The organism is Kitasatospora sp. NPDC004240, from assembly GCF_053603215.1.
In genome coordinates this window covers 21,350-43,248 of the sequence record NZ_JBSGFD010000046.1, presented here as the reverse complement: position 1 = coordinate 43,248, position 21,899 = coordinate 21,350, and the positions used below count along the sequence as shown (strand labels likewise).

Annotated in this window: 20 protein-coding genes and 1 riboswitch; of the genes, 10 read left to right on the top strand and 10 right to left on the bottom strand. The window is 74.8% G+C overall.

Translation table 11 applies throughout. The features are described 5' to 3' along the window. Window positions 1-68: 68 nt before the first annotated feature. A complete protein-coding gene (locus ACWEQL_RS15170; protein WP_452150693.1) occupies window positions 69-857 on the top strand; it encodes a CPBP family intramembrane glutamic endopeptidase in 789 nt (262 codons plus the stop codon). Here ACWEQL_RS15170 and ACWEQL_RS15165 read toward each other — a convergent pair. The 4 genes from ACWEQL_RS15165 to ACWEQL_RS15150 form a co-directional block, all read right to left on the bottom strand. Beyond that, the gene (locus ACWEQL_RS15165; RefSeq protein WP_452150692.1) at window positions 835-1,365 is read right to left on the bottom strand and encodes an HAD domain-containing protein; all 531 of its coding nucleotides are present in this window, start codon (window positions 1,363-1,365) and stop codon (window positions 835-837) included. The two genes, ACWEQL_RS15170 and ACWEQL_RS15165, sit on opposite strands and share 23 nt — an antisense overlap. Before the next feature lie 80 nt (window positions 1,366-1,445). Further along, complete coding sequence (locus ACWEQL_RS15160) at window positions 1,446-2,726, bottom strand: MFS transporter (RefSeq protein WP_452150691.1); 1,281 nt, start codon at window positions 2,724-2,726, stop codon at window positions 1,446-1,448. A gap of 182 nt (window positions 2,727-2,908) precedes the next feature. Next, window positions 2,909-3,529 carry an FMN-binding negative transcriptional regulator gene (locus ACWEQL_RS15155; protein WP_452150690.1) on the bottom strand — a complete coding sequence of 207 codons (621 nt, stop codon included), beginning with the start codon at window positions 3,527-3,529 and terminating at the stop codon, window positions 2,909-2,911. Between the two features lie 11 nt (window positions 3,530-3,540). Continuing rightward, on the bottom strand, window positions 3,541-4,212 hold the full coding sequence (locus ACWEQL_RS15150; RefSeq protein ID WP_452150689.1) for a pyridoxamine 5'-phosphate oxidase family protein: 672 nt from the start codon (window positions 4,210-4,212) through the stop codon (window positions 3,541-3,543). Window positions 4,213-4,246: 34 nt separating this feature from the next. Here ACWEQL_RS15150 and ACWEQL_RS15145 point away from each other — a divergent pair, with 34 nt between their 5' ends. Next, window positions 4,247-5,584, top strand: coding sequence for an aminotransferase class I/II-fold pyridoxal phosphate-dependent enzyme (locus ACWEQL_RS15145; protein ID WP_452150688.1), 1,338 nt, complete (start codon window positions 4,247-4,249; stop codon window positions 5,582-5,584). A gap of 156 nt (window positions 5,585-5,740) precedes the next feature. Next, complete coding sequence (locus tag ACWEQL_RS15140; protein ID WP_452150687.1) at window positions 5,741-6,934, top strand: GDSL-type esterase/lipase family protein; 1,194 nt, start codon at window positions 5,741-5,743, stop codon at window positions 6,932-6,934. 119 nt (window positions 6,935-7,053) lie between these two features. Here the strand turns inward: ACWEQL_RS15140 and ACWEQL_RS15135 are convergent, their stop codons facing one another. Beyond that, window positions 7,054-8,412, bottom strand: a complete 1,359-nt coding sequence (locus tag ACWEQL_RS15135; protein WP_452150686.1) for an NAD(P)/FAD-dependent oxidoreductase — start codon at window positions 8,410-8,412, stop codon at window positions 7,054-7,056. A 232-nt stretch (window positions 8,413-8,644) separates the two neighbouring features. Between ACWEQL_RS15135 and ACWEQL_RS15130 the strand changes: the two genes are divergently transcribed. The 4 genes from ACWEQL_RS15130 (at window position 8,645) to purB (ending at window position 11,917) form a co-directional block, all read left to right on the top strand. Further along, window positions 8,645-9,409 (top strand): HipA family kinase, encoded by a 765-nt coding sequence (locus tag ACWEQL_RS15130; protein ID WP_452150685.1) that lies wholly within the window; start codon window positions 8,645-8,647, stop codon window positions 9,407-9,409. Beyond that, the gene (locus tag ACWEQL_RS15125; RefSeq protein ID WP_452150684.1) at window positions 9,406-9,822 is read left to right on the top strand and encodes a DUF3037 domain-containing protein; all 417 of its coding nucleotides are present in this window, start codon (window positions 9,406-9,408) and stop codon (window positions 9,820-9,822) included. The genes ACWEQL_RS15130 and ACWEQL_RS15125 overlap by 4 nt, the downstream gene beginning before the upstream one ends. Before the next feature lie 116 nt (window positions 9,823-9,938). Then, the gene (locus tag ACWEQL_RS15120) at window positions 9,939-10,385 is read left to right on the top strand and encodes a MarR family winged helix-turn-helix transcriptional regulator (protein ID WP_452150683.1); all 447 of its coding nucleotides are present in this window, start codon (window positions 9,939-9,941) and stop codon (window positions 10,383-10,385) included. A 101-nt stretch (window positions 10,386-10,486) separates the two neighbouring features. Next, the gene (gene purB / locus ACWEQL_RS15115) at window positions 10,487-11,917 is read left to right on the top strand and encodes an adenylosuccinate lyase (protein WP_452150682.1); all 1,431 of its coding nucleotides are present in this window, start codon (window positions 10,487-10,489) and stop codon (window positions 11,915-11,917) included. 7 nt (window positions 11,918-11,924) lie between these two features. On the opposite strand, the gene ACWEQL_RS15110 is transcribed toward purB, so the two are convergent. Beyond that, window positions 11,925-13,463: an MFS transporter gene (locus ACWEQL_RS15110; protein ID WP_452150681.1), complete on the bottom strand. Its 1,539-nt coding sequence runs from the start codon at window positions 13,461-13,463 to the stop codon at window positions 11,925-11,927. Between the two features lie 310 nt (window positions 13,464-13,773). Further along, window positions 13,774-13,933, top strand: a riboswitch (cyclic di-AMP (ydaO/yuaA leader). Between the two features lie 3 nt (window positions 13,934-13,936). Between ACWEQL_RS15110 and ACWEQL_RS15105 the strand changes: the two genes are divergently transcribed. Beyond that, on the top strand, window positions 13,937-15,001 hold the full coding sequence (locus ACWEQL_RS15105) for a M23 family metallopeptidase (RefSeq protein ID WP_452150680.1): 1,065 nt from the start codon (window positions 13,937-13,939) through the stop codon (window positions 14,999-15,001). A 292-nt stretch (window positions 15,002-15,293) separates the two neighbouring features. On the opposite strand, the gene ACWEQL_RS15100 is transcribed toward ACWEQL_RS15105, so the two are convergent. From ACWEQL_RS15100 to ACWEQL_RS15085, 4 genes are all read right to left on the bottom strand, one after another. Further along, window positions 15,294-16,019 carry a DUF2470 domain-containing protein gene (locus ACWEQL_RS15100; protein WP_452150679.1) on the bottom strand — a complete coding sequence of 242 codons (726 nt, stop codon included), beginning with the start codon at window positions 16,017-16,019 and terminating at the stop codon, window positions 15,294-15,296. Window positions 16,020-16,141: 122 nt separating this feature from the next. Further along, entirely contained in the window at window positions 16,142-16,549 is a 408-nt protein-coding gene (locus ACWEQL_RS15095; protein WP_452150678.1) for a RidA family protein, read from the bottom strand. A gap of 104 nt (window positions 16,550-16,653) precedes the next feature. Further along, a complete protein-coding gene (locus ACWEQL_RS15090; protein WP_452150677.1) occupies window positions 16,654-17,406 on the bottom strand; it encodes an IclR family transcriptional regulator in 753 nt (250 codons plus the stop codon). Next, window positions 17,403-18,494 carry a sugar kinase gene (locus tag ACWEQL_RS15085; protein ID WP_452150676.1) on the bottom strand — a complete coding sequence of 364 codons (1,092 nt, stop codon included), beginning with the start codon at window positions 18,492-18,494 and terminating at the stop codon, window positions 17,403-17,405. Before ACWEQL_RS15085 ends, ACWEQL_RS15090 begins: the two co-directional genes overlap by 4 nt. A gap of 317 nt (window positions 18,495-18,811) precedes the next feature. Between ACWEQL_RS15085 and ACWEQL_RS15080 the strand changes: the two genes are divergently transcribed. Beyond that, window positions 18,812-20,116 carry an alanine racemase gene (locus tag ACWEQL_RS15080; protein ID WP_452150675.1) on the top strand — a complete coding sequence of 435 codons (1,305 nt, stop codon included), beginning with the start codon at window positions 18,812-18,814 and terminating at the stop codon, window positions 20,114-20,116. After that, complete coding sequence (locus tag ACWEQL_RS15075; protein WP_452150674.1) at window positions 20,116-21,840, top strand: N-acyl-D-amino-acid deacylase family protein; 1,725 nt, start codon at window positions 20,116-20,118, stop codon at window positions 21,838-21,840. Before ACWEQL_RS15080 ends, ACWEQL_RS15075 begins: the two co-directional genes overlap by 1 nt. Window positions 21,841-21,899: the final 59 nt, after the last annotated feature.

Sequence of the window (21,899 nt, the reverse complement as noted above, 5' to 3'; positions counted from 1 at the left end):
GTGTGGAAGGATGACCGCTCCGGCGGTCGGCCGACGGCCGGAGCGGAGCCGGATTGCTGGAGCGTCCCGTGACCACCGCCTCGACCGAACCGGGGAACGCCCGGCCCTCGCGCCGGCTGCTCGGCGTGGAGCTGCTGATCGTCCTCGGGCTCTCGCTCGGGGCCAGCGGCATCGGCGCGCTGATCAGCTTCACCGGATCGCTGACCGAGGAGCTGAAGCTCGGCCAGCAGGTCGCCACCCTCAACACCTCGCGCGCCCCCGGCCGGCCCTGGCTGGACCTCGCCTGGCAGCTGTACTACGTCGCCCGCGGGCTGATGCCGGTGGTGCTGGTCGGCTACCTGCTGGTCCGTGAGGGCACCTCGCTGCGGGTGCTGGGCTTCGACCTCGGCCAGAAGCTACGGGACCTCGGCCGGGGCGCCGCGGTCGCCGCCGCGATCGGCGGCTCCGGTCTGGCGCTCTACCTGGCCTCCCAGGCGGCCGGCTACAACCTGACCGTGGCGCCCTCCGGGCTGCCGGACGTCTGGTGGCGGATCCCGGTGCTGCTCGCCTCCGCGTGGCAGAACGCCATCCTGGAGGAGGTGGTCGTCCTCGGCTACCTGGTGCGCAGGCTGGGGCAGTTGGGGTGGTCCTGGCCGGCCGTCGTGGTGACCAGCTCGGTGCTGCGCGGCTCCTACCACCTGTACCAGGGGGTCGGCGGACTGGTCGGCAACATGGTCATGGGCGCGGTGTTCTGCCTGCTGTACAAGCGCTGGGGCCGGGTGATGCCGTTGGTGGTGGCGCACGCGCTGATCGACACCGTGGCCTTCGTCGGCTACGCCCTGCTCGCCGGACACGTCAGCTGGCTGCCCACCGGCTGAGCGCCGCCAGGGCGCGGGCGCGCGGCGGGCGGGCGAGCAGCCGGTCCACGTGGTGGCGTTCCAGCCCCAGGCCGGGGTCGGTCCGGAGCAGCAGCCGGTCGCGGCGCCAGAGCGAGCCGCGGACCAGCCGGCCCGGGATGACGTCGTCGATCCAGGCGAACGGGCGGCCCTCGGCGTGGCGCAGCAGCGGTGCCCACTTGTGGGCGGAGAACAGCTCCATCAGCGGCACCCGGGGGTCACCGGGTCGCGGGACGTAGCCCCTGAAACGGACCACCGGCAGCTCGGGCAGGCCGATCGCCGGGCCGATGTGCTCGTTGGCGTGCCCCTCCCAGGCGGTGGCCCAGACCAGCTCGTACGTGCCGGACAGCTCGCGCAGCCAGGCGCCGTGGTGCGGGGAGAGCAGGACGGTGTGGCCGAGCAGGGTGTGGGCGTCGAATCCGTCCCCGGGTTCGGGGCGGACCGGGTTGAGGACCCCGTCGACGTCCAGGAACAGCAGTGGTTTCGGCACCCGGGCGTCCCCCTCGTACGACGGTGGTGTCACCTGGTCGGACGAGCGGGGTGCGGCGGTGGTTGCCGGGCGGAGGGCATTCAGGGGGTGGCCGGGGCGGGCTCGGCGGGGGTGGGGGTCGGGGTGGGGCCGTCGGTCGGGGTCCGGCGGGAGAGCCGGCGGACCTGGGGTTCGAGCAGCACCACGGCGCTCAGCAGCAGGCAGAGCGCGGCGCAGGCCCAGAGCGCCCCCGAGAGGCCGAGCGCGGTCGCCGCCGGGCCGGCCAGCGCGGTGCCGACCGGTGACAGCGAGAGCGAACCCAGGTGGTCGTACGCGGCGACCCGGGAGAACATCTCGGCCGGGATCTCCTGCTGGAGGGCGATCATCCAGTTGACGCCGAAGACCGTCACCCCGGCGCCGGACAGGAACATCGCGACCACCAGCACCGGCAGCGGGGCCGCCAGCGCCAGGGCGACCGCGGGCACCCCGAACAGGAAGACGCCCCAGTTGCCGGCCAGCAGGAGGCGGCGCGGCTGCCAGCGGACCATGAGCACCCCGGTCGCCACCAGGCCGACCCCGTGGGCGGCCAGCGCCAGCCCCCAGGCCCGGGCCCCGCCCAGCCGCTCCTTCGCCACGATCGGCCCGTACACGGCCTCGACGGCCGTGATGCAGGCCATCAGGACGGCGAACTGCAGCACGATCACCCAGAGCCAGCGGCGGGAGGTGAACTCGTCCCAGCCCTCGCGCAGGTCGCGCAGCATGCCGCCGCCGGCGGCGGCCGGGGCCTGCTCGTTCTCCATGAAGAACCGCAGACCGGCGGCGGCCAGGAAGCAGCCGGCGTCCAGCGCCAGCACCCAGCCGGGCCCGACGGCGGCGGTCAGCGCGCCGCCGGCCGCCATGCCGCCGATCTGCGCGGAGTTGAGCGCCATCCGGAACACCGAGAACGCGCGGGTGGCGTGCTCGGGCGCCACGCTCTGCATGATCATGCCCTCGGAGGCGGGCGCGTAGAAGGCGTGGCCCGCCCCGCCGGCCGCGGAGAGCACGATCAGCTGCCACAGCCGGACGTCACCGCTGAGCACCAGGACGGCCAGCAGGGCCTGGGAGGCGGCGTTGAACAGGTTGGCCGCCACCATCACCAGGTGGCGCGGCAGCCGGTCGGCGAGCGCGCCGCCGACCATCAGCAGCAGGACGACCGGGACCAGGCGGGCCGCGGTGACGTACCCGACCTCGGTGGTCGAGCCGCCGCTCTCCAGGACCGCGAAGGCCGTCGCGATCGGGGCGCCCGCGTTGCCGAGGCCGCTGATCACGGTGGCGGCGGTCTGGATGCGGTAGTTGCGCCCGGCCCAGGCGAAGCGGGATCGGGGGGAGGGATGGCTTCGCATTCCGTGACTATGCGGGGGGTGCGGACAGCTGTCCAGTCGATTTACGGTGCTGACCGATCACATCAGGCCAGGTGGCCGTGGAGGAAGCCGAGGGCGCGGCCCCGGGCGACGGACGGCGGCGGGGCTCAGCCCATCTCCTCCGGCGCGCGGCCCGGGTGGTGCGCCGGCGGGGGTGCGGCCGGTCAGGAGCGGCGGGCGTTGCGGCGCAGCAGCTGGCCGCGGACGCCGGCGTCGCCGGGCAGGCCGCGGTCGGTGAGGCGGCCGGCGATCGCGTACTGGTCGGCGACCGGCTTCTTGTCGTCGTACTTGAACTTGGCGCGCACCTCGCGGACCGTCAGCCGCAGCCCGCGCAGGCCCGGGAGCAGGCGCGAGAACTCGCCCTCGCCCGGGGTCACCCGCACCTGCGGGGTCTCCGGCTGGAAGTGCGCGAGCTGGCGGTTGAGGATCTCGGCCTTGCCGGCCGGGTCGGCGACGACCTCCGCGGTGCAGTGGAAGTGCACCGAGGCGTAGTAGCTGGTCGGGGTGCCGGGCTCGCCGCGCCAGTGGCCGGGGGCGTAGGCGTAGTCGTCGGTGACCGCGAGGGTGACCTGGGGGTCGGCGCGGACGGCGGTGAGCAGCGGGTTGGGGGCGGCGAGGTGGAGCAGGATCTCGCCGCGGTCGGCGTCCAGCAGGAAGTGGGTGGGGACCAGGACGGGCCCCTCGCCGGCCGGGCCGTTCGCGGCGAGCAGGCCGAAGTCGCGGCCCTGGGCGAGCCAGGCCCGCCACTCGGCCTCGTCGCCGCGGTCCCAGGAGCGGATCAGCATCGGACGGCCCCTCAGGCGGTGAACGCGCGCAGGTGCGCGGGCAGCGGGACGGTGGTGTGGTCGGCCGGCACGGGCGTGCCGTGGCCGCCGGTGACCGGTACGACGCCGGCCCAGTGGGGGAGGTCGAGGTCGGCCGGGTCGTCGTCGGCGCCGTCGTCGCGGGTCTTGGCGGACACCTCGTCCAGGTCGAGGCGGATCACGGCGGTGGCGGCCAGCTCCTTGGCGTTGGCGGGCCGGACCTCGGCGGAGCGGCCGGGCACGGTCTGGTCGACCAGCGCGTCCAGCGCGATCCGCAGTTCCTCGGGGTCGGTGACCTGATGGGCCGTGCCGTGCGCCACCACCGAGCGGAAGTTGACGGAGTGGTTGAAGGCCGACTTGGTCAGCACCAGGGCGTCGACGTGGGTGACGGTCACGCAGACCGCGAGGCCCTGCCCGCCGGAGGCGCCGCGCAGCGGGCGGCTGCCGGTGGAGCCGTGGATGTAGAGGCGCTCGCCGACCCGGGCGTAGATGGTGGGCAGCACCACGGGCGCGCCGTCGGCGATGAATCCGAGGTGGCAGAGGTAGCCGGCGTCGAGGATGGCGTGGATGCTCTCCTTCTCCCAGGTGGCCCGGTCCCGGTAGCGGGTCGGCGTGGTGCCCGGGGTACGGGCGTAGGAGGCGGGGGTCGGTGTCGCGTCCGGCATGACAACCTCTATGTACTAGTGCATAATCGGTTTTGTGCTAGGAGACTATCCGATCAAGGGTCGGCGCGCCAGCGATATCGCGGCCGGCATCGAACAGGGCGTCAGCGACGGCCGGCTCGCCCCGGGCACCGCGCTGCCCCCGCTGCGCGACCTCGCCGCCGAGCTGGGCGTCAACCCCAACACCGTCGCCGCCGCCTACCGCCTGCTGCGCGACCGCGGCGTCATCGAGACCGCCGGCCGCAAGGGCAGCCGGATCCGGCCCCGGCCCGCGCTCACCCCGCGCGACCAGATCCGCCTGCCCGTCCCCCCGCACGCCCGCGACCTCTCCGACGGCAACCCCGACCCGGCCCTGCTGCCCGACCTGACCGCCGCACTCACCGCGGCCGCCGAGGACGCCCGGCGCGCACCCGTGCTGTACGGCCGTCCCGCCGCCGACCCCGAACTGCTCGCCCTCGCCCGCGCCGCCTTCCGGGCCGACGGGATCCCGGACGGGGCGCTCGCCATCGCCTCGGGGGCGCTGGACACCATCGAGCGCATCCTCGCCGCCCGGCTGCGCCCCGGGGACGCCGTCGCCGTCGAGGACCCGGGCTGGGGCAGCCTGCTCGACCTGCTGCCCGCGCTGGGCCTGCGCCTGCTGCCGGTCCGGCTGGACGACGAGGGCCCGCTGCCCGCGGAGCTCGCCGAGGCGCTGGCGGCCGGCGCCCGCGCGGTGATCGTCACCAGCCGGGCGCAGAACCCCACCGGCGCCGCGCTGACCGCCGACCGGGCCGGCGAGCTGCGGGCCGTGCTGGCCGGCCACCCCGGCGCGCTGGTGATCGAGGACGACCACGGCCACGGCATCGTCGACCAGGCGTACCACGCGCTGGCCGGGGCCGGACACGCCCACTGGGCGGTGGTGCGCTCGTCCGCCAAGGCGTACGGGCCGGACCTGCGGCTGTCGGTCGCGGTGGGCGACGCCGACACCATGGGCCGGGTGCTGGGCCGCCAGCGGCTGGGCGCCGGCTGGGTCAGCCACCTGCTGCAGCGCACCGTCGCGGAGCTGTGGCGCGCCGACGCGGCCCCCGCGGCCGAGGTGGCCGCCGCGTACCGGCGCCGGCGGGACGCGCTGCTCGGCGAACTGGCCGCGCGGGGCGTCGCCGCGTACGGCGCCAGCGGGCTGAACGTCTGGGTGCCCGTGGCGGACGAGACCACCGCGCTGGCCGCGCTGGTGCAGCGCGGCTGGGTCGCGGCGCCGGGCGCCCGCTACCGGCTGCAGTCCCCGCCGGGGCTGCGGCTGACCACGGCGACGCTGGACCCGGCGGACGCCCGGCGGCTGGCCGAGGACGTCGCGGCCGTACTGGGGGCGGGGGAGGGCGGTTCGCGACTCATCTGAACGGTCCGGTGGCGCAGCGAGAAACCTCGTGCAGATACCTAGCGGTAACAAGCGCGGGCATGTCATCTTCATCGCGCCACCGGCCGGCGGCACACCCTCACACCCGTGTCTCCCCGTCCCCACACATCGGGCGAGACCGACCGCAGGAGTTCCGCCGTGCCCGAAAGCTCTCCAGGCCGTACCCGCACCAGCAGAACCGCCCGCTTCACCCGGCGACTCATCGCCGCCGCCCTGTCCCTGCCGCTCGGCGCCGCCGGCCTGCTCGGGGCGGCGACCCCGGCCCGGGCCGCCGTGCCCGCCGGCCCGACCGCCAGCGTCACCCTCGGCGACAGCTACATCTCCGGCGAGGCCGGTCGCTGGAAGGGCAACTCCCTGGCCACCGGCGGCAGCCGGGCCGGTACCGACCGCGCCTGGACCGGCAGCGCCTACGACCCCGCCCGGGTCTACGGCGCCACGTACGCGAGCGGGTGCGACCGCTCGGACGTGGCCGAGGTGCGCAGCGCCCCGACCGTCACGCAGACCCAGATCAACCTGGCCTGCTCGGGCGCCGTCACCGCCAACGTGTTCCGCGCCGCCAACGGGGGCCAGTCCTTCAAGGGCGAGGCCCCGCAGGCCGACCAGCTCGCCGCCGTCGCGGCGGCCAACAACGTCAAGCTGGTCACCCTGTCCATCGGCGGCAACGACCTGGGCTTCGCGGACGTCATCGAGACCTGCGCCAAGGACTACCTGATCTGGTGGTCCTACTGCCACGACGACCAGCAGTCGGCGATCGACCAGCGGATGCCCGCCGCGATGGCCGGGGTCCGCAAGGCGATCGACGAGATCCGCGCGGTGATGTCCGGCGCCGGCTACACGGCCGGCGACTACCGGATCGTGCTGCAGTCCTACCCCTCACCGATCCCGCGCAGCTCGGAGATGCGCTACCCCGAGAGCGGCTGGAGCCGCGGCGACACCGGTGGCTGCCCCTTCTGGAACGCGGACGCCGACTGGGCGCGCGACTCGATGGTGCCGCAGATCTCGCGTGAACTCGCCGCCGTCGCCGCCGCGAAGGGCGTGCAGTTCATGGACCTGGCCGACATGATGCAGGGCCGCGAGGTGTGCTCCACGGCGACCCGGCAGGCCACCTCGACCACACCGCCCTCGGCCACCACCAGCGAGTGGGCGCGCTTCGTCGACGCCGGACTCAGCGCCTCCCAGGGCACCGTCCAGGAGTCCATGCACCCTAACTACTACGGGCAGGCCGCCCTCGGCGGCTGCCTGACGCTGATGTACGGCAAGCCGAGCGGCAACTGGTCCTGCCGCAACACGGCGGGCCGGGACGCGAGCGGGATGTACCTGCTCGCCCGGTAGCGGGTGCCGCGCCCGGGGAGCCGTGCTCGGGGCGGGCGCGAACTGCGCTCAGGGCCGGGTGCGAGCGCAGCGGGGAGCCCCCTCGCCGACACGGCGAGGGGGCTCCCCGGGTGGGCCGGTCAGCCCTTGGCGAGCAGCGCCTGGGCGTGCGCCCGCACCTGATCCTTCGTCAGATAGGCGTCGGTGTACTCGAAGTCGCGCAGCCGGGCGGGCTGGCGGGCCAGGAACCCGGTGCGCACGAAGTCGTCGCCGGCGGTCGCGTTCAGCAGCCAGTTGGCGCCCACCCGGAACTTGGCGGCATTGGTGCGCATCGCCATCAGGTGGTACCCGCGGGCCACCACCTGGGCCGGCACGCCCTTCAGCTCCACACCCACCGGCTTGGACACCGCGTCCTTGCCGCCGAGGTCGACGACCAGGCCGAGGTCCTTGTGGTAGTACGGCTCCAGCGGCTGGTTGCGCAGCGCCGCGATCACGTTGTGCGCCACCGCGCGGCCCTGCCGGGCGGAGTGCTGGGCGGTCGGCGGGCAGACCGCGCCGTCACCCTTGGCGAGGTCCGGCACCGCGGCGGCGTCACCGAGCGCGAACACGCCCTCGAACTGGGGCACCCGCATCTCCGCCGTCACCGCGATCCGGCCGCGGACCGTCTCCGCGTCCAGCGTGCCGATCAGCGGGCTCGCCGTCACGCCGGCCGTCCAGATCAGGGTCCGGCAGGGGAGCACCCTGCCGTCCGTGAACTTGACCGACTCGGCGCCGACCTCGGCCACCGAGACGCCCAGCGACACCTCGATGCCGCGGCCGCGCAGCACCTGGAGCGCGGTGGTGCCCAGGGCGTCGCCGAGTTCGGGCATCAGCTTCGGGGCGATGTCGATCAGGTGCCACTTGATCTGCCGGGCGTCCAGCCGCGGGTAGCGGCGGGCGGCGGCGGTGGTCAGCCGCTGCAGACAGGCGGCCGTCTCGGTGCCCGCGTAGCCGCCGCCGACCACCACGAACTGCAGCCGGGACTCGCGCTCGTGCTGGTCCAGGGTGGCCGAGGCCAGGTCGAGTTGGGAGATCACGTGGTCGCGGACGTAGGTGGCCTCGGCGAGGGTCTTCATACCGCGGGCGTAGTCGGTCAGGCCCGGGATGTCGAAGGTGCGGGTCACGCTGCCGGGCGCGAGCACCAGGTAGTCGTAGCGCTGGGCGACCACCTCGTCGGTGATCTTGCGGACCACGCAGACCTTGGAGCGGGGATCGACGCCGATCGCCCCGCCGGGGACTATGTGGGTGCGGCGCAGCGTACGGCGCAGGGAGACCGCGACGGACTGCGGGGTCAGGACGCCGGCCGCGACATGGGGGAGCAGGGGAAGGTAGAGCTGGTAGCCGAACGGCGTGACCAGCGAGATCTCCGCCTCCGAGGGCGCGAGCTTGCGTTCGAGGCGGCGAGCGCACTCCAGTCCGGCGAAGCCGCCGCCCACGATCAGGATCCGAGGTCGTTCCATCGCTCATCCCTTACAGTGCGGGTCCTGCGTGCAGGGTCCGGGGTCACTACTGTCCGCCACACTCGCACGGAGCAGCGGGGGCTGCCACCGGGGCGGGTCGCGCGGGTGGGGAGAGGTGGGGGCAGGGCGGGGTGGTGGTGGGGTGTCGGGGGTCGGGGCGGGGTGGTGGCGCTGCGGGCCGGGTGAGGGCGTGGGGGAGCCCGGGGTGCGCGGGGCGGTTAGGCTGTCGGGCGTGCTACCAGAGGTGACGGCGATCCGGTACGTGACGCCACTGCGGGAGGGCGGCTCGATGCCGGGCCTGGTCGAGGCCGACGACCGGCGGCTGTACGCGCTGAAGTGGGTCGGTGCCGCGCAGGGCCGCAAGGCGCTGGTCGCGGAGGTGCTCGCCGGTGAACTGGGCCGCCGACTGGGCCTGCCCGTACCGGAGCTGGTGACCGTCGACCTCGACCCGGTGCTCGCCCGCAGCGAGCCCGATCCGCAGATCCAGGACCAGATGCGGGCCAGCGGGGGCACCAACCTCGGCATGGCCTTCGTCAGCGGGGCGCTCAACTTCGACCCGCTCTGCTTCGACGTCGATCCGGTGCTGGCGGGTCAGGTGCTCTGGTTCGACGCGCTGATCGGCAACGTCGACCGCTCCTGGCGCAACCCCAACCTGCTGGTCGCCACCGGCGGGCTGCGGCTGATCGACCACGGCGCCAGCCTGATCTTCCATCACAACTGGGCCGGCGCGGCCGCCTGGACCCGCCGCGGGTACGACGCCTCGGACCACGCCCTGCTGCGCGCCGAGCCGGACCTCGCGGCCGCCGACAAGGTGCTCGCCCCGCTCGCGGAGGCGGCGATCGGCGAGGCGGTGGCGCGGATCCCGGACGTCTGGCTGGTGGACGAGCCCGGATTCGACTCGCCCGAGGCGGTACGCGCCGCGTACCGGGCCCAGTTGACCGAACGGCTGGCCGGTCCGCGTGACTGGCTGCCGGAGCTTCCGGAGGTGTCCGCATGACCGGGCCGGTGCCGGCCGCGCTGCCGGCCACCGTCGAGCTGTACGACTACGAGTACGCGGTGATCCGGGCGGTGCCCCGGGTGGAGCGCGGGGAGTGCGTCAACGTCGGGGTGCTGCTGTACTGCCGGCAGAGCGCGCACCTGGCCGCCCGGACGCACCTGGACCAGGCGCGGCTGCTGGCGCTGGACCCGGTGGCCGACGTGGCCGGGGTGCGCCGGGCGCTGCACGGCATCGAGGCGGTGTGCGCGGGCGGGCCGGCCGCCGGTCCGGCCGCGGTGGACAACCCGGGGCAGCGGTTCCGCTGGCTGACGGCGCCGCGCAGCGCGATCGTCCAGCCGGGGCCGGTGCACACCGGTCTGACCGGTGACCCGGAGACGGAACTCCGGCGGCTCTTCGACCAGTTGGTGTTGTAGCGGACGCCGCGGCGGCGGCCGGGACAGCGGCCGGGCGGGGTGCCGTCGGTTGGCGGCGGGACCTTTGCTGTGGTCAAAGCTTGAGTTGCTGAAGCATTCGGACGTACCCTGGCCCCATGGGTTCGAGATCGACGACGACCGTACCGACCGAAGGCGAGCTGATGGAGTCGCTGGCGGCGGTCGGCGCCGCCTATTTCCAGGACTTCGCCGCCGCCGCCGCCCGACACGGGCTCTCCTCCTCGCAGGCCAAGGCGCTGGGCGCGGTCCGCGAGCCGGTGCCGATGCGGGCGCTGGCGGGACGGCTCGGCTGTGACGCCTCCAACGTCACCGGGATCGTCGACCGGCTGGAGTCGCTGGGGCTGGCCAACCGCGAGGCGGCGGCCGGCGACCGCCGGGTGAAGATCGTGGTGATCACCGAGCGGGGCCGGGCGATCCTGGGCCTGATCCGCGACGAGATGGCCCGCACCCACCAGGCGCTCGCCACGATGAGCGACGAGCAGAAGGTCGCGCTGCACTCGATCTGCTCCCAGGTGCTGCCGGTGCTCAGCGGCCGCGCGGGCTGAGGCGTTCGGGAGGCGGTGCGGGGCGTGATGGTCGGGGGCCGGGGGCGTCGGACGGGTTCCGCCGCAGTCTCGGCTGACCTCGGCTGTTAGGCTTGCGAAGCGTGAGCGCGAAGCCCCAGATCCCCAATGTCCTGGCCTCCCGGTACGCCTCGGCGACCCTGGCCCAGCTCTGGTCCCCCGAGCACAAGGTGGTCCTTGAGCGCCACCTGTGGCTCGCCGTCCTGAAGGCCCAGCAGGACCTCGGTGTCGAGGTCCCGGCCGACGCCGTCGCCGACTACGAGCGGGTCCTCGACCAGGTCGACCTCGACTCGATCGCCGCCCGTGAGCGGATCACCCGCCACGACGTGAAGGCCCGGATCGAGGAGTTCAGCGAGCTCGCCGGCCACGAGCAGATCCACAAGGGGATGACCTCCCGGGACCTGACCGAGAACGTCGAGCAGCTGCAGATCCGGCAGTCCCTGGAGCACGTGCGGGACCGCACGGTCGCCGTCCTGGTGCGCCTGGGCCGGCTCTCCGCCCAGCACTCCGAGCTGGTCATGGCCGGCCGCTCGCACAACGTCGCCGCCCAGGCGACCACCCTCGGCAAGCGCTTCGCGACCGTCGCCGACGAGCTGCTGGTCGCCTTCCGCCGTCTGGAGGAGCTGATCGCCCGCTACCCGCTGCGCGGGATCAAGGGCCCGGTCGGCACCGCCCAGGACATGCTGGACCTGCTCGGCGGCGACACCGACAAGCTCGCCGAGCTGGAGCGCCGGGTCGCCGGCCACCTCGGCTTCGAGAACGTGCTCACCAGCGTCGGCCAGGTCTACCCGCGCTCGCTGGACTTCGAGGTGCTGACCGCGCTGGTCCAGCTGGCCGCCGCGCCGTCCAGCCTGGCCAAGACCATCCGCCTGATGGCCGGCCACGAGCTGGTCACCGAGGGCTTCAAGGAGGGCCAGGTCGGCTCCTCCGCGATGCCGCACAAGATGAACACCCGCTCCTGCGAGCGCGTGAACGGCCTGGCCGTCATCCTGCGCGGGTACGCCTCGATGACCGCCGAGCTGGGCGGCGACCAGTGGAACGAGGGCGACGTCTCCTGCTCGGTGGTGCGCCGGGTCGCGCTGCCGGACGCCTTCTTCGCCTTCGACGGCCTGCTGGAGACCTTCCTGACCGTCCTCGACGAGTTCGGCGCCTTCCCCGCCGTGATCGAGACCGAGCTGGACCGCTACCTGCCGTTCCTGGCCACCACCAAGGTGCTGATGGGCGCGGTGCGCGCGGGCGTCGGCCGGGAGACCGGGCACGAGGTCATCAAGGAGCACGCCGTCGCCTCCGCGCTGGCCATGCGCGCCGGCGCCCGTGAGAACGAGCTGCTGGACCGTCTGGCGAACGACGGGCGGATCCCGCTGGACCGGGCCGCCCTGGACGCGCTGCTCGCGGACAAGCTGTCCTTCACCGGTGCGGCCGGCGCCCAGGTCGCCGAGGTGGTCCGCCGGATCGAGGCCGTCGCGGCCGCCTACCCGGAGGCCGCCAAGTACGCTCCGGGCGACATCCTCTGACGATCCGTCAGCCCTCCGAGGGCCCCGCCGCCGGACCGGTGGCGGGGCCCTCGCGCTTGCGCCCCGGGTGCCCCGGGTCCAGCGGCGGGGCGCCGGCGCCGCAGGACCACTGGCAGTCCGGCTCCGCCACCGGGCGGTCCTCGGGCGCGAGCACGTTGCCGCGTACGGTCGTCAGGGCGAGCAGCCCGCCGGTGACCAGCAGCCCGGCGCAGATCAGCATCGCCGTCCGGAAGGCCGCGTCCACCTCGGCGGGCACCCGGTAGTCCTCGCCGCTCAGCCCGGCCAGCGCCGGGAGCGCGGCCACCGCGAGCAGTCCGGCGGCGCGGGCGGCGGCGTTGTTGACCCCGCTGGCGATGCCCGCCCGGCGCACCTCCACCGCGGCCAGCACCGTCGCGGTGAGCGGCGCCACCAGCAGCACCATCCCGCAGCCCAGCACGGTGACGGCCGGCAGCACGTCCGTCCAGTAGGAGGCGCCGGGCCCGATCCGCAGCATCAGCAGCGTCCCGGCCGCGCAGAGCAGCGGGCCCACGGTGAGCGGCAGCCGGGGGCCGATCCGCTTGCCGAGCTCGCCGGCCCGGGCGGAGAGCGTCAGCATCAGCAGGGTGGTCGGCAGCAGCGCCAGCCCGGCGGTGAGCGGGGCGAAGCCGGAGACGATCTGCAGCTGCACCATCAGCAGGAAGAAGATCCCGCTGAACGCCGCGTACACGCAGAGGGTGACCAGGTTCACGGAGGTGAACAGCCGGGAGGCGAACAGCTCCGGCGGCAGCATCGGCTCCGCCCGGCGGCGCTCGACCAGGACGAAGGCCGTGCCGAGCAGCAGTCCGGCCGCGCCGCTCAGCCACACCCGCGGGCCCAGGCCCTCGCCGGCGGCGGTCAGCGCGTAGGTGAGGGAGCCGAGGGCGAGGGCGGCGAGCACCGCGCCGGCCACGTCGAAGCGGCCGGTGGCGCGTTCGTCGCGGCTCTCCGGGACGTGTCGGGCGGCCACCACGATCACCACGACGGCGAGCGGGACGTTCAGCAGGAAGATCCACCGCCAGCCGGGGCCGTCCACCAGCCAGCCGCCGAGGAACGGGCCGACCGCCGCCGACACCCCGCCCAGGCCCGACCAGAGGCCGACCGCGCGGGAGCGGTCCTCCGGATGGAACACGGCCTGGAGCATCGCCAGCGAACCCGGGGTCAGCAGCGCCCCGCCGATGCCCTGCAGGGCGCGGGCGGCGACCAGCACCTCGATGGTGGGCGCGGCGGCGCAGGCCGCCGAGGCGGCGGCGAACCAGGCGACGCCGAGCAGGAAGATCCGGCGCCGGCCGTAGCGGTCGCCGAGCGCGCCGCCCAGCAGGATCAGCCCCGCCAGCGTCAGCAGATAGGCGTTGAGGGTCCATTGGAGGGCGGCCAGCGGGGCCCCGAGATCGGCGCCGATCCGGGGCAGCGCGACGTTCACCACCGTGCCGTCGAGCATCGCCATGCTGGAGCCGAGCACCGTCGCCAGCAGTACCCAGCGGCCCCGCGCGGTGCCCAGGCGCAGGGTGCCGGCCTCGTCAGTAGCCACGGCCCGATGGTGCGCCCCGGGGGCCCACGTGACAAGGGTCACCGGTGGTGTGTCGGGGGATGGCGGTCCGTAGGTGATCGTGTGCGCACTGCCGCCGAAATCGGCGCAGCGGCAGTGATCCAGCGCGCGGGGTAATCGAATCGTGCACGTACTGTGCAGCGGATCATCCGGAGTGTCACGGCATTCCGACCGATTTCCCCGGATTCGGGAGATCGACATTGCTTCGCCCGGACGGATGGGTTTTAGTTCAGCGACCGCCCGGCGATGGCCCGGGTGGCCACCGGGTGGAACGCCTAGTCCTGCCGCTGCCCGGTGGTACGAACTGAACTCTGTACGGCAGGAGCGGGGGAACCACAGGTAAGTCGCCGGACCTGAATTCACGGTCCGGCTTGGGGTGAAGCCGCGCTTGCGGCCGGGCAACTCCAGCCCGAACCCGACAGCTCACCTCGCAGGCGTCGGAGAGGAAATCTGCCATGGCCGCTCACGCCCGTCGTTCCGCCCTGCCCCGCGCCGTCCGCATCGGCATCGCCACCGCCGTCACCGGCGCCGCGTTCGCCCTTCCCCTCGTGACCGCGGTCACCGCCCAGGCCCACACCGCGCCGGCCGCCCAGGCCCAGCCCGTACAGGCCGCCACCTGGACCGGTGCCACCAGCCACGACGCCGTCGTGGTGGCCGAGAAGCCGGCGGAGAAGCCGGCCGAGAAGCCGGCCGCCGAGGAGAGCTACAAGGTCGCCGGCGGGGACTCCCTGTCGAAGATCGCCGCCGCCAAGCACGTCGAGGGCGGCTGGCAGGCGCTGTACGAGCACAACCGCTCGGTCGTCGGCTCCAACCCGAACCTGATCTTCCCGGGCCAGCAGCTCGCCCTGGGCGCCAAGGCCGCCGCGCCGGCCGAGGCCCCCAAGCCGCAGACCTCCGCGGACTCGGCCAAGCCGGCCGCTCCGGCCCCGAAGCCCGCGGCTCCCGCCGCGAAGCCCGCCGCTCCCGCCGCGAAGCCCGCCGCCCCGGCCACCAAGCCGGCCGCTCCGGCCGCGAAGCCCGCCGCCCCGTCCGTCGCGCCGAAGCCGGTCCAGGCCGCCAAGCCCGCCGCCCCGGCCGCCACCCAGGTGGCCACCCCGGTCGCGGCCGCCGCCTCCGGCTTCACCGCCCCGCTGGCCAACCCGCGCATCGGCACCGCCTACGGCGTCGCCGGCTCCATGTGGTCCTCCGGCCACCACACCGGTGTCGACTTCTCCGCCGCCACCGGCACCCCGCTGAAGGCGGTCGGCGCCGGCACCGTGGTCAAGGCCGGCAACGGCGGCGCCTACGGCAACGAGGTCGAGATCAAGCTCGCCGACGGCAAGTACGCCCACTACGCGCACCTGTCCGTGATCGGCGTCAAGATCGGTCAGACCGTCACCGTCGGCCAGCAGATCGGCCTGTCGGGCGCGACCGGCAACGTGACCGGCCCGCACCTGCACTTCGAGATCCGCACCGGCTCGGAGTACGGCTCGGACATCGACCCGATCGCCTACCTGCGCGCGCACGGCGTGGCGCTCTGACCCTTCCCGGACCACCGCTGGGTGCGGGGCGAACGACCATCCGGGATGGTCATGTCGGGTGACCGCCCGACCGGGTGATCGCCGCCCCAGTGGATCCACGGGCGTAGGGCGTGGGGGACACGCCCTGGGGAACGCCCCCTTCGACCGGGTCGGAATCGCGAGGATCTCCTCCTCGTGGTTCCGGCCCGGTCGCCCGTTTTTCCGGCCCCCGGGTGCCGCCGTTCCGCCCCGTGCCGAAGCGCCGGGGCCGGTTCATCAGGCGGGGCCGTTCGCCGGTGGGGGCCGCGGCCGTTCACCAGTGGTGGGCGGGCAGCGCGCGCTGGGCGGCGGTCAGCAGATCGTGCACCCGGTGGCCGAACTCCTCGGTGTTCCGGGCGGGTTCGGGGAACACCAGGCGGACGTCGCGGTGCCCGTGCGGGTGGTCCAGGCGCAGCACCAGGCCGTACCGGTCGAGGGCGAGCGGGCGCACCTCGGGCCGCTCGGCGAGCAGGTTCGGGTCGATCAGCCGGGTGAGCGTGGCGAGGGCGTCCGGGTGGTCGTCGGCGAGGTGGGTGAGCAGCGGGGCCTCGTACCGGGCCAGCGGGTCCGGCGCGGCCAGGGCCAGATCGGCGCCGGTCATCGCGGTGGTGCCGTACGGGGTGGAGAGCACGGCGTGCGCGACGTCCAGGAAGAGGTGGACGCCGAGGCCGTCGTCGGTGAGGTGGGCCGGGCGCAGCCGGCCGGCGAGGGTGAGCCGGCCGCGCACCCGGTCGCGGACGGCGACGGGGGCGACGTCGGTGAGGTCCAGGACGACGGCGAGGCCTTCGCTCTCGCGGGCGGCGGCGATGGTGAGCGGCGCGTCGATCGGCGCGCCCAGGCGCAGTCGGGAGCCGTGCGCCGAGACGGGGGTGTCCAGTGCGTGGTGCTCGCCGCAGGCCCGGATCACCAGGGAGGTGGTGGCGGTGAGCAGGCTGTGGACCCGCTCGGCGGCCGTGGGTTCGGGCACCTCGGTCACCTCGTCGTCGGCGAACGGGCTCATGGCGGGACCTCCGATTGGTTAGGTGAGCCTAACCTAATGAATCGGAGGGGTGGCGGCAAGCCCGCCGGAGGTGCGGGTGGGCCCGGTGGGCCCGGTGGTGGACCGGGCCCCGGTGCGGCCGGTCAGCCGATGACCGCCTGGGCGTCGATCTCCACCAGCATCGGCTCCTGCGGCAGTTCGACGAAGATCGTGGTGCGGCAGGGCTTCACCCCGCCGGGTGCGATGTTCTCCGCGATGAACTCGGCGTAGACCTCGTTCATCAGCGGGAAGTGTGCGCGCTCGGTCAGGTAGACGCGGAACATCACCACGTCCTCGATGCTCGCGCCGCCCGCCTCGACGATCGCCTTCACGTTCTCCAGCGTGCGGCGGGTCTGCGCCTTCACGTCGCCGTGGTACAGGTACTCGCCGGTCGCCGGGTCCTGCGGGCCCTGGCCGGAGACCTGGAGGATCGGGCCCTTGCGGACGCCCTGGGAGAACATCCAGGCCGGGGCGGGGGCGCCGGTGGTGCGGATCTCGGTCTTCTCGCTCATGCGCTTCCTCGTTGGTTCCGGACGGCCGGGGTGTCCCGGTGCTTGGGGGGCGGGCTTGGTGTTGAGCGGTGCGGGCCCGGCGCCGCGGGGTGCGGGCCCGGCGCTCAGCCGGTGCGGGGGTGCTGGCCGCAGTCGGCGGAGACCGCCCGGGTGGTGGCGAGCAGCTGCGGCAGCAGCTCCAGCACCTGCTCGTACGGGAGGACCACGTCGGGCACCGAGATGGAGGCCGCCGCGACCACCCGGCCGGTGGCGTCGCGGATCGGGGCGGCCACGCAGTTGATGAACGCCTCGTGCTCGGCGTGGTCCTGCGCCCAGCCCTGCGCGGCGACCTTCTCCAGCTCGGCGAGCAGGGCCTCGGGCGTGGTCAGGGTGCGGGCGGTGTGCGGGACGAAGTCGATCCCCGCCACCACCCGGCGCCGCTCGGCCACCGGCAGGTCGGCCAGCAGTACCTTGGAGACCGCCGCGCTGTGCAGGGCCGCCCGCAGGCCGATCCGGGAGTACATCCGCACCGGGTGCCGGGAGTCGTACTTGTCGATGTAGACGACCTCGCCGCCCTCGTACGCGGCCAGGTGGACGGTCTGTCCGGTGGCCGCGTTCAGCTCGGCGAGGTGCGGTGCGGCGATCCGGCGCACCCCGCGCTGCTCCAGCGCCAGACCCGACAGGGCGAACAGACCGGCGCCCAGGTGGTAGCGGTAGGCGGGGTCGCGGTAGACGAAACGTTCCTCTTCGAGGCTCTGCAGCAGGCGCAGCACGGTGGTCTTGTGCACCCCCAGCACCTCGGCCAGCTGGTCGAGGGAGCGTTCGCCCTCGCCGAGCTCGGCGAGGATGCGCAGGGCGCGGGTGACGGTCTGGCTCATCGTGCTCCAAGGGACGCGGCCGGTCGAGGGCCCGGCGCGGGCAGGACGGGGGACACGATGCCATCCGCCGAGACCCTGGTCGCCGACCAGTCCCGGGCGGAGGCGCCGAGCAGGGCCGCGACCACCGGCTCGGGCGGCGGCTCGCCCTGGTCGGTGGGGGCGGTCAGCGCGCAGGCCGCGCTGAGGTGGCCCAGCCGCAGGCGGCGGCGCTGGTCCAGTCCGCGCAGGGTGCCCGCCAGGTAGCCGGCGGCGAAGGCGTCGCCGGCGCCGGTCGCCTCCACCACCTCGACGGACAGCGCCGGTTCCGACACCGCCGTGCCGTCCCGCTCCAGCGCGGTGACCACCCGGTCGGCGTCCTTGACCACCAGGGTCGCCGGGGACGGGAAGAGCCGGCGCAGTTCCCGCGGGTCACCGGCGCCGAAGGCGGCCTCCGCCTCGTCCGCGCCCAGCAGCAGCAGGTCGCAGGCGTCCAGCAGCGGCGGCAGCACCTCCGGGTCCCGCCCGTGCCAGAGCGCGGGACGCCAGTTCAGGTCGAAGCTGACCAGGCGGCCGGGGCGGCGGCGCCCCGGGTCGAGCAGGGTGCGCAGCAGCGCCAGGCAGTCCTCGGAGAGCGCGGCCGTGATCCCGGACAGGTGCAGCAGCCGGGCGCCGTCCAGCAGCCGGGCCGCAGCCGGGTCGTCCAGCAGCGCGGGGGAGAGGGCCGAGGCCGCCGAACCGCGGCGGTGGTAGTGCAGCCGGCTGCGGCCGTGGCCCAGGTCGTGGCGGTGGCCGGTGCGCCCGCCGACCTCCTTGAGGTAGACGCCGGTCGGGCGGTGCGGGTCCACCGCGACGGCCGAGACGTCCACCCCGCGTCCGGCCAGCTCGCCGGTCAGCCGGCGGCCGAAGCCGTCCTCGCCGACCCGGCTGATCCAGGCGCTGCGCACCCCGAGGGCGGCGAGGGTGCCCGCCACGTTGGACTCCGCGCCGCCGACGGACAGCCGGAAGTTCTCCACGGTCTCCAGGGGGCCCGGCCGGTCCGGCAGCAGGACGGCCATCGACTCGCCCACGCACACCGCCTCGGCGGTGGGGGCGGTCTCCTGTGCTGCCATCGTGTGGGGCTCCTCGTGTCCGGCGGTCGGCCGCCGGGTGCGGCCGGTGCGCCCGTCGGGCCTGGCTCCGGGCGGTTGGTCGGGCTCGGCCCGGGGCGTCGGTCCCGGGCCGGGTGGTGCGTCCGGTGCGGTCCCGGGTGGTGCGTCGGGCCGGGCTCCGGCGGCGTGCCGGGTCCGGGCCGGGCGGTCCGGGTGGCCGTTGACCTTCGTCCGGCGCCGATGCTAGAACCGGGGTGCCAGCATGTGCAACCCTCGTTGCGCATGTTGCAACGCCACCGGGCCGTACGGGCCCCGGACGGCCGAGAGGGAGGAAGACGGTGGATCAGACGTTCGCGAGCGGCCGCGGCGGGCCCGGGATCGACGGCGGCCGGGTCGCCGCCCTCGCCGAGGAGGTCCTGGACTGGCGGTTCAAGGCGCTGCCGCCCGCCGCCCACGGCCGTACCGTGCGCCGGTACCTCGCCGACGGCCCGACCCTGGACGACCTCGGCACCCCGCTGCTCACCCTCGACGCCGGCGCGCTCGACCACAACCTGCGCACCATGGCCGCCTGGTGCGCCGACGCGGGCGTCGCGCTCGCCCCGCACGGCAAGACCACCATGGCGCCCGCCCTCTGGAAGGCCCAGCTGGACGCCGGAAGCCACGGCATCACCCTCGCCAACCTCCCGCAGGTCCGCGTCGCCCGCGCCTTCGGCGTCGAGCGGGTGTTCCTCGCCAACACCCCGCTCGACCCGGCCGGCCTGGCCTGGATCGCCGGCGAACTGGCCGCCGACCCCTCCTTCGCCTTCCTCACCTGGGTGGACGGCGTCGACAGCGTCCGGCTGATGGACGGGGCGCTGCGCGCGGCCGGCGCCGAACGGCCCGTCGAGGTGCTCGTCGAACTCGGCGGCCCCGGCGGCCGCACCGGCGCCCGCGGCGTCGACGAGGCCCGGGAGGTCGCCGAGGCCGTCCGGCGCGCCCCCACCCTGCGGCTGGCCGGCGTCGGCGGGTACGAGGGCGCGTTCGCCCACGACGCCGGCGCCGAGGCGCTGGACGCCGTACGCGGCTACCTGCGCCGGCTCGCCGAACTGCACGGGCGGCTCGGCCCCTGGTACGAGCCGGGGGCGCGGCCGGTGGTGAGCGCCGGCGGCAGCGCCTACTTCGACCTGGTGGCCGAGGAACTGTCCGGGCTGGACGACGCGTTCGTGGTGCTCCGCTCCGGCGCCTACCTGGCGCACGACGACGGCTTCTACCGCGGCGTCTCGCCGCTCGCCCGCGTCCCGCGCGGCGGCCCGCCGTTCCGCGCGGCGCTGCACGGCTGGGCCCGGGTGATCTCCCGCCCCGAGCCGGACCTCGCCCTGCTCGACGCCGGCAAGCGCGACCTGCCCTTCGACGAGGGGCTGCCGCAGCCGCAGCTGGTCCGGGGCGGCGCCGAGCCGATCGGTTCCGGCGCGTACATCGGGGCCCTCAACGACCAGCACGCCTTCCTGCGCGGGGCCGGCGACCTCGCCCCGGTCGGCTCGGTGCTGCGGCTGGGCATCTCGCACCCGTGCACCGCCTTCGACAAGTGGACGATGATCCCGGTGCTGGACGACTCCTCGGCGGCCGCGCCGCGGGTGGTCGACCTGGTCAGGACGTACTTCTGATGGGCGGGGTGCCGGAGGAAGGGCCCCCCGCCGGACGGGGCGTCGCGGTCTCGCGCCCGGGTGCCACGGTCTTCCGGGGCGCCACGGTCGTGGACGGCAGCGGTGCCGAGCGGTACCGCGCCGACGTCCGGATCGCCGACGGGCTGATCACCGCGATCGACCCGGACCCGGGCGGCGGTGGGCGTCGCACCCCGGGCCGGGGACCGTCCGGGCCGGGGCCGTCCGGACCAGGGTCGTCCGTACGGGAGGTCGACGCGGACGGGCTGGTCCTCGCGCCCGGCTTCATCGACATGCACGCCCACTCCGACCTGCGCCTGCTGGTCGAACCCGAGCACCCGGCCAAGGTCACCCAGGGCGTGACCTGCGAGGTCCTCGGCCAGGACGGCCTGTCGTACGCGCCCGTCGACGACACCACCCTGGCCGCGCTGCGCCGCCAGATCGCCGGCTGGAACGGCGACCCGGACGGCTTCGCCTGGGACTGGCGCACGGTCGGCCAGTACCTGGACCGCCTCGACCGCACCGGGATCGCGGTCAACGCCTGCTACCTGGTGCCGCACGGCACCCTGCGGATGCTCGCCGTGGGCTGGGCCGACCGGCCGCCGACCGCCTCCGAACTCGACCGGATGCGCGAGGAGTTGGCGCGCGGGCTGGCCGAGGGCGCGGTCGGGATGTCCAGCGGGCTCAGCTACACCCCCGGGATGTACGCCGACACCGACGAACTGGTCGAGCTGTGCCGGGTGGTCGCCGGGTACGGCGGCTTCCACGCGCCGCACCAACGCTCCTACGGCCGGGGCGCGTTGGAGGGCTACGCGGAGATGGTGGAGATCGCCCGGCGCTCCGGCTGCCCGCTGCACCTCACCCACGCCACCATGAACTTCGGGGTCAACCGCGGCCGCGCCGGCGAACTGCTGGACCTCGTCGACGCGGCGCTCGCCGACGGCGTGGACCTCACCCTGGACAGCTACCCCTACCTCCCCGGCTCCACCACCCTGGCCGCCCTGCTGCCGAGTTGGGCCACCGAGGGCGGGCCGGAGGCCACCCTGGACCGGCTCGCCGACCCGGACGTCCGCGACCGGATCAGGATCGCGGTGGAGGAGGAGGGCAGCGACGGCTGCCACGGGGTGGTCACCGACTGGGCCACCATCCAGATCTCGGGCGTCGGCTCGCCCGCGCTCGCGGACACCGTCGGCCGTACGGTGGCCGAACTCGCCGCCGACGGCGGGCGGACCGGCACGGCGGTCTTCCTCGACCTGCTGGCCCGCGACCGGCTGGCCACCACCATCCTCCAGCACGTCGGCCACGAGGAGAACGTCCGGGCGATCATGCGCCATCCCGCACACACCGTCGGCAGCGACGGCCTGCTGGTCGGCGACCGCCCGCACCCGCGCGCCTGGGGCACCTTCCCGCGCTACCTGGGCCACTACAGCCGGGAGTTGGGCATCCTCACGCTGGAGGAGACGATCGCCCGGATGACCGGCCGGCCCGCCCGCCGGCTGAACCTCGACCGGCGCGGCCTGATCAGCCCCGGCCACCACGCCGACCTGGTGCTCCTCGACCCCGAGCGGATCCGGGACACCGCCACCTTCGACCGGCCCCGGCAGCCCGCCGCCGGGATCGAGCACGTCTACGTCAACGGCACCGCCGTCGTCCGGCAGGGCCGCGTCACCGGGGCCCTGCCCGGCCGCGCCCTGCGCCGAACCGAACGAGGAACCCGAGCCGCATGAGCCGAGTACCGTCCGAAGCGTCCACCTTCACGGGGACGTCGTCGCTGTCGCCGGACCCC

What these genes read in the sequence shown, in the direction of transcription:
- ACWEQL_RS15100 (WP_452150679.1), bottom strand. Translation starts at nt 16,019, where the DNA reads ATGAGCCCGTTCGCCGACGACGAGGTGACCGAGGTGCCCGAACCCACG.
- ACWEQL_RS15125 (WP_452150684.1), top strand. Translation starts at nt 9,406, where the DNA reads ATGACCGGGCCGGTGCCGGCCGCGCTGCCGGCCACCGTCGAGCTGTAC.
- ACWEQL_RS15120 (WP_452150683.1), top strand. Translation starts at nt 9,939, where the DNA reads ATGGGTTCGAGATCGACGACGACCGTACCGACCGAAGGCGAGCTGATG.
- ACWEQL_RS15105 (WP_452150680.1), top strand. Translation starts at nt 13,937, where the DNA reads ATGGCCGCTCACGCCCGTCGTTCCGCCCTGCCCCGCGCCGTCCGCATC.
- ACWEQL_RS15135 (WP_452150686.1), bottom strand. Translation starts at nt 8,412, where the DNA reads ATGGAACGACCTCGGATCCTGATCGTGGGCGGCGGCTTCGCCGGACTG.
- ACWEQL_RS15155 (WP_452150690.1), bottom strand. Translation starts at nt 3,529, where the DNA reads ATGCTGATCCGCTCCTGGGACCGCGGCGACGAGGCCGAGTGGCGGGCC.
- ACWEQL_RS15085 (WP_452150676.1), bottom strand. Translation starts at nt 18,494, where the DNA reads ATGGCAGCACAGGAGACCGCCCCCACCGCCGAGGCGGTGTGCGTGGGC.
- ACWEQL_RS15160 (WP_452150691.1), bottom strand. Translation starts at nt 2,726, where the DNA reads ATGCGAAGCCATCCCTCCCCCCGATCCCGCTTCGCCTGGGCCGGGCGC.
- ACWEQL_RS15075 (WP_452150674.1), top strand. Translation starts at nt 20,116, where the DNA reads ATGGGCGGGGTGCCGGAGGAAGGGCCCCCCGCCGGACGGGGCGTCGCG.
- ACWEQL_RS15090 (WP_452150677.1), bottom strand. Translation starts at nt 17,406, where the DNA reads ATGAGCCAGACCGTCACCCGCGCCCTGCGCATCCTCGCCGAGCTCGGC.
- ACWEQL_RS15150 (WP_452150689.1), bottom strand. Translation starts at nt 4,212, where the DNA reads ATGCCGGACGCGACACCGACCCCCGCCTCCTACGCCCGTACCCCGGGC.
- ACWEQL_RS15095 (WP_452150678.1), bottom strand. Translation starts at nt 16,549, where the DNA reads ATGAGCGAGAAGACCGAGATCCGCACCACCGGCGCCCCCGCCCCGGCC.